The sequence below is a fragment of the Sulfitobacter sp. F26169L genome, from assembly GCF_026410285.1.
Classification (GTDB): Bacteria; Pseudomonadota; Alphaproteobacteria; order Rhodobacterales; family Rhodobacteraceae; genus Sulfitobacter.
In genome coordinates, this window is sequence record NZ_JAPMLP010000021.1 from 1 (window position 1) to 5,282 (window position 5,282).

Genomic DNA, 5,282 nt, shown 5'->3' on the forward strand with positions numbered 1-5,282 from the left:
GCTGATTTACGCAGAACCTCATTGATGCGGGTCTGCCAGCCTGGCCCCGTTGCCTTGAACTTTGCAATCACGTCCTGATCGAGCCGGATCGACACTGGCACTTTCGGGGAGGCCGACCGTGGGCGCCCCCCAACATTCTTGCGCATTGTCTCGGCCAGAGCTGGAAAGGCCTCGGCAAAGGGTTTCGCTTTTGTAGCCTGTTCGGGCGTCACCTCAGGCGCATCGGGATCACTGGCAATCATCTTCTGGATGCGAGCTTCCTCAGCATCAGAAATCAGCGTGTGCTTCTTGGCAGTCATAGCAAACTCCTTTCCTTGCGGCTTGCAGGGCGCATGGAGATCACCGAAACGCCATCAGGAAAACGACACTGTCCTGGTCGGCGTCTGGGCGTTTCAATCGAAAAACTCAGGAAGTCGTTTGGCAAAGCGCTCCTCAGCAATCTTGGAAATATAGATCATATAGGATTTCGTTAAGTGTGATCTGTCACGATACATTAAGCGTCCATCGAAGTAGACGGGACAAATCGTTTCTGTGCAAAACAATGGCGTCATATCAAGGTAGCTAATTTGTGCTTCGTTTTCCAAAATGAAATCTATACCCGAAATGGTTTTAGGAAAAATTTCGGATGCTGGTGTACCACAAATATGCGCAGTTTCCTGATTCATCCAAAGGCAGTTATTCGGATGTTGAACCTGTATTGGCGTGTCACGTAATGCGATGATCGGGATGCCTGCCGAAAGGATTTTTTGCCATTGGGCCACAAACGTCTCCGGCACATGTTCGGTAACAGTTGCTCCTTTGTTGACCAAGCGGGTCGCACTAACAATTACATAGTCAGGCTGTATTGAGACGATCTCGGACACAACAGCCTCGTTCCAAGCCCTGCATGCTGGACTATGTCCGTCGAGATGCCCAAACGTGCAGGCGGATCTGGTTGCGCTTATAAGCTCGAAATTATGCCTCTTACCAATTTCTGAGAATAAGGGTTCCCAATGGGCTGCACGTGATCCGCCTGTCAGAACGACTACGCGGTCGGCACCAACGTCCCCGAAGCTGCAGAGTTTGGGCCGGGATTTATCGCGGGAACTAAATGGATCACATTTCAACGAAGCCGTTGCCGATACATCACGACCGACTGCGATAAATTGTCTTGCACTCAAGGTTGTGGCGTTGCTTTGCAAAGAGAGAGCGTCGCCATCGAAGTGGCGTTGGTTAAACGTTTGATAAAAAGATGGTGCGGCATTTTGAATTTTTACGATCTCCTGCCGGAACAGCAAGATACTTGCCAATAGAATGGAGCACACGGCTGCAGTTACGAAAAAAGGTCGATAAAGCCCGTTTCTTAAAATGTTTCGAAGTGGTTCTTCGATAAACTTTTTAGAGGCAAACGCTGTCGCGATCGCCAAAGCAATTATACCCAAGCCAACCAGGATACTCGTTTCTTGGTCGCCCGTGAGGATGCGAGAAAAAACAAAAATCGGCCAATGCCAAAGATAAATTGAGAAGGATAAACTGCCTATGGCGACGGCGTAGGGATGCTTGAGGATTGATTGAACCGGTCCGTTATATCCTTGCATGCCACTAAGGATCAGTACAGCCGCAGCCAGCACCGGGCCCAACGCGACGATCCCCGGATAATAAAAGTTACCAAAATCGATAAGGCCCCAAGCCAGTAACACAAAGAGTCCAAAAATTGATCCCACCAGTTTCAAGCTGTTCGAAAGACCAAACCGATATCGGGTCAGAAAGGCCAGCATCATACCAATGGAAAATTCCCAATACCGCGTAAAAATGCTGAAATAAGCAGCGGCTGGATCTTTTGCTAGGGCAATCTGTGCATAGCCGAAAGAGGCTGCACCGAGAACCAAGACGGTGTAGATCTGCAATTTGTCTCGATTTAGCCACCTTTGAGCGGAAAGGGCGACAGTCAGGACTACTGGCAACGTTACGTAGAATTGCACCTGCAAGGATAGTGCCCAGAACTGTTGAAACGGGCTCAGAATCCCACTCCTATCTAGGTAATTTGCACTGGTCCTCGCAAGATGGAAGTTTTCGAGATGGATGGACGCCATTATCGCTTCGTTAAACTGGACGCGCCAAAAGGTGGGACTGACCAGAAATACGATAGCAATTAACGTCACAGAAATAACCACATAGGTTAGCGGAGTAATCCGTGCCAAAATCTTTGAGTAAAACTTCGTAATTTCGAGTCGTCCGGTCTGTTCACGCGACCGCAGTAGCATATCCGTCATTAAGAACGCTGACACGACAAAGAAAACGTCAACCCCACCGGAAACACGCTGCGACCAGATGTGGTAGGCCATAACTAAGATGGCGCCTATTGCGCGTATGCCCTCGATATCATTTCGAAATTCGCGCAATTAGAAATCTCCGAAATTAAGCATCTGGCAACACAATAAACTCTCGATAAACCATCAAATATTCTCGGTTTTTCTGCGACCTCACCGAGATAAATTCTGAACGGGCCTGCACGTCAAGTGTTTCTTTCTACTGGGGGGATGCTATCTGTAGAACGTTATATCCGCCTCTAGATTGTTGATGCCTTGCACAACAAAAGTGGAGTTTGCATTTTGCGCAGCACGACTCCAGGCAATGACCGGTTCGTCGACTCTGGCTGCATCGAAGACCAAATTGTGCCGCACGTGCTATGGGTTCTGCGTCAGCGACAGCCGCAACTGCACAAGTCCGGTTTGTCCACATTGCGGACCTTAGGCCCCTTCCAAAAACCCTCGTTTTTGGCACAACCTCACCCAGCCTCATTTTCCGCAGCCACAAACCTCGTTCAAAATTTGAACAGTTGTTGAGGGTTTGTGGAGCCTATTTCCACGGCCACCAGCTTCGCTTTTTTGGAGCCGGCAGTAGAGCCGTAATTCGTTCTTCAGACCTATCGAGTCGTGTTCTCAGATCATCAATCGTTGCCTGCAATTGTTCGCGTTCACGATCTCGTTCTGCTTCGATAAAATTCAGCTTCGCCTGCATCGTTTCATCATGCTTTTGAGGGTGTTGCGTGTCGTTGCATTTGTCGTGTTGCGCAACGCGTTTCGCTGTTGCAGGAAATATGCGGTGTAGTTCGGATGGATCAATTTCATAAGCGCCGGATGAGTTCTTTATAGCAGATATTTTCCCACTTTTTATAGCTCTTTGAATGGTTGCCTTGTTTTTTCCTGTAGTAGAAGCGGCTTGTGATAGCGTGTATTTCATGCCGTTACATTGCTGTTGCGTATCGTTGCATTTGTCTGTTGCGCAACGCGTTGCGCCGTTGCGTTGGGATAATCCGCCTTCATCTTAGTGCGTCCTGTTTTTTGCAGTAGGCAACAAATGCCGCCCCTGCATTTTGTGGTGGGTTCCCCTTGCCTGTAGCCTCGTGCGCAAAGTTCATCCAGTTTGCGCGGAGGGCGTGGTAGTCCCAGCCCTTTTTCCGTGCGATCTCACGGGCTTTTTCTTCGGCCCAATCCGGCAGGGAAATATCAGCTGCGATGGTCACAGGGTTCTGACGTGGCCGGAAGATAACCAGATCATCAGAGGTCAGCTCTAATTTGTAGAATGGCAGATGGTCGCCTTCGATAATCTGGCGAATGTTGAGGCGGAATTTCTTTAGCGGAGCATTGCTGCCCGTTTTGTCTTGGAGTTTGGCGAGATTGATGTGCCAGCGTTTCTGGCTGCCGCAATGTTTGCGAGCAATCTCATAGATGCGGCGTTCAAGGGGGCGGCGGAGGCGAAAATAGTCTTCTGAAATGCTGACCACTTCGTTAGCTTCAATCGCGCGCATGAACCAATCAGACAGGACAACCTCGCAGTAATCGAGCCGCCATTCACCTTCCTGACGCATCACATATCCGCCTTCGTCAATCAGACTAAATATGCGGACTTCTTTTTTGTTACCCGTGCGGATGCTGGTTTTAAACTGAGTGCCTTGCAGGCGCTGGAAAGCCTTTTCAACACGCTTGTATTCGCGCCCATCAGTGTTGCGGTTGGTCGCTATCATCAGTTCTCTGGCGCTGAACCGGACCCGTTTCCCTATTTCTTCGCCGCGGTTTTTCCGGTGCATCAACTGACTGATGCAGAAGATGAGAATGTCTTTGTCTTTGATGGAGGGCAGCCCAAGGCCAGATGGGATAATCTCAAGGCTGTTTTCCCCGCTCTGGTAGAGCAAATGCCGCATGTCCGGCTTAGTCGCTAGAGAGAACATTGGATGTTCCATAGAAGCGGTATCATCCTTTGGAACGGCATCTGAGATGTCGAGGATGAAGAAATCTTTTTGAGGGTGTCGATCGGGTAAAAGAGCCATGCCGCACCTTAGCAAATGTTCGTGTTATCGGGAACCCAAAAGTTCGTGCTATCAGGAACCCATTTTTCGCGCTTTTCAGTTTCGTGCCTTTCGGAACCATAATTCGTGCCTTTCGGAACCATAATTCGTGCCTTTCGGAACCCAGAGGTACCTTTGAGCTATATGAATAAGGCGCTTTGCGAATTCGTAACACTACTCCGTAGGTAACACTATTAACACTAGGCATGGCCTGTGGATAACTTTTCAAAAACCGCAAATTACAGCGCCAAATAGTAAGCTATGAAAAAAATTACTTAGATAGAGAAATAACTCAGGTGCCTTCTCAGCAGATACGAAGCTAAGCTCTCTAGCTGCGCAGAGGCGATATAACGGGGCTCAGAGGGTCTTGATGGCTTTCAGCCTGCCCACGGTAGGTAAATCCAGCTTAAAGCGCTGAGATCGGCTATTTTAAGGCATGAAGGATATTCTAGGTGCGATACAGGCGTTAGCCATCGAGAAAGGCCGCAACAGGTGGAAATACAATGCACCGCGCGATGGATCGAACGGTAACCCGTGCTGGGTGCAAAATGATTTCCAAAGCCTTGGGTTTTGCGGCCTATAGAGCGAGATTGAAGTAACCCGCTCTAGGGTAGTGGTGCCAAATGCAAAGCCGCCGCGTATGTGCTTTTCGACAGCGTTTGGCATTTGGCACCACTAAAAGGATATACTATCAAGAGTAGTGTATTTATCCCGCCCCAGTTTTTTCTTCGATAGATTGAAATCTACGAAAAAACCGTGGCTGTCGCCCGATAATGGCTCATTACGGTAGGATCAGTGGCTCACTGAACCGCTGATTTACGCAGAACCTCATTGATGCGGGTCTGCCAGCCTGGCCCCGTTGCCTTGAACTTTGCAATCACGTCCTGATCGAGCCGGATCGACACTGGCACTTTCGGGGAGGCCGACCGTGGGCGCCCCCCAACATTCTTGCGCA

Annotated in this window: 5 protein-coding genes; all 5 read right to left on the bottom strand. The window is 49.3% G+C overall.

Annotated elements, in window-relative coordinates:
- A partial coding sequence (locus tag OS189_RS18500; protein WP_267168810.1) for a BrnA antitoxin family protein occupies positions 1–299 on the bottom strand: 299 nt, incomplete at its 3' end.
- Positions 300–392: 93 nt separating this feature from the next.
- A complete protein-coding gene (locus OS189_RS18505; protein WP_267168811.1) occupies positions 393–2,381 on the bottom strand; it encodes an acyltransferase family protein in 1,989 nt (662 codons plus the stop codon).
- Between the two features lie 457 nt (positions 2,382–2,838).
- Positions 2,839–3,222: a MerR family transcriptional regulator gene (locus OS189_RS18510; protein ID WP_267168812.1), complete on the bottom strand. Its 384-nt coding sequence runs from the start codon at positions 3,220–3,222 to the stop codon at positions 2,839–2,841.
- Between the two features lie 79 nt (positions 3,223–3,301).
- Positions 3,302–4,309 (bottom strand): replication initiator protein A, encoded by a 1,008-nt coding sequence (locus tag OS189_RS18515; protein ID WP_267168813.1) that lies wholly within the window; start codon positions 4,307–4,309, stop codon positions 3,302–3,304.
- 818 nt (positions 4,310–5,127) lie between these two features.
- On the bottom strand, positions 5,128–5,282 hold a 155-nt coding region (locus OS189_RS18520), incomplete at its 5' end, for a BrnA antitoxin family protein (RefSeq protein ID WP_267168814.1).

Excerpts from the sequence above, each read along its gene's own strand:
- OS189_RS18510 (WP_267168812.1), bottom strand. The coding sequence starts at position 3,222 with ATGAAATACACGCTATCACAAGCCGCTTCTACTACAGGAAAAAACAAG.
- OS189_RS18515 (WP_267168813.1), bottom strand. The coding sequence starts at position 4,309 with ATGGCTCTTTTACCCGATCGACACCCTCAAAAAGATTTCTTCATCCTC.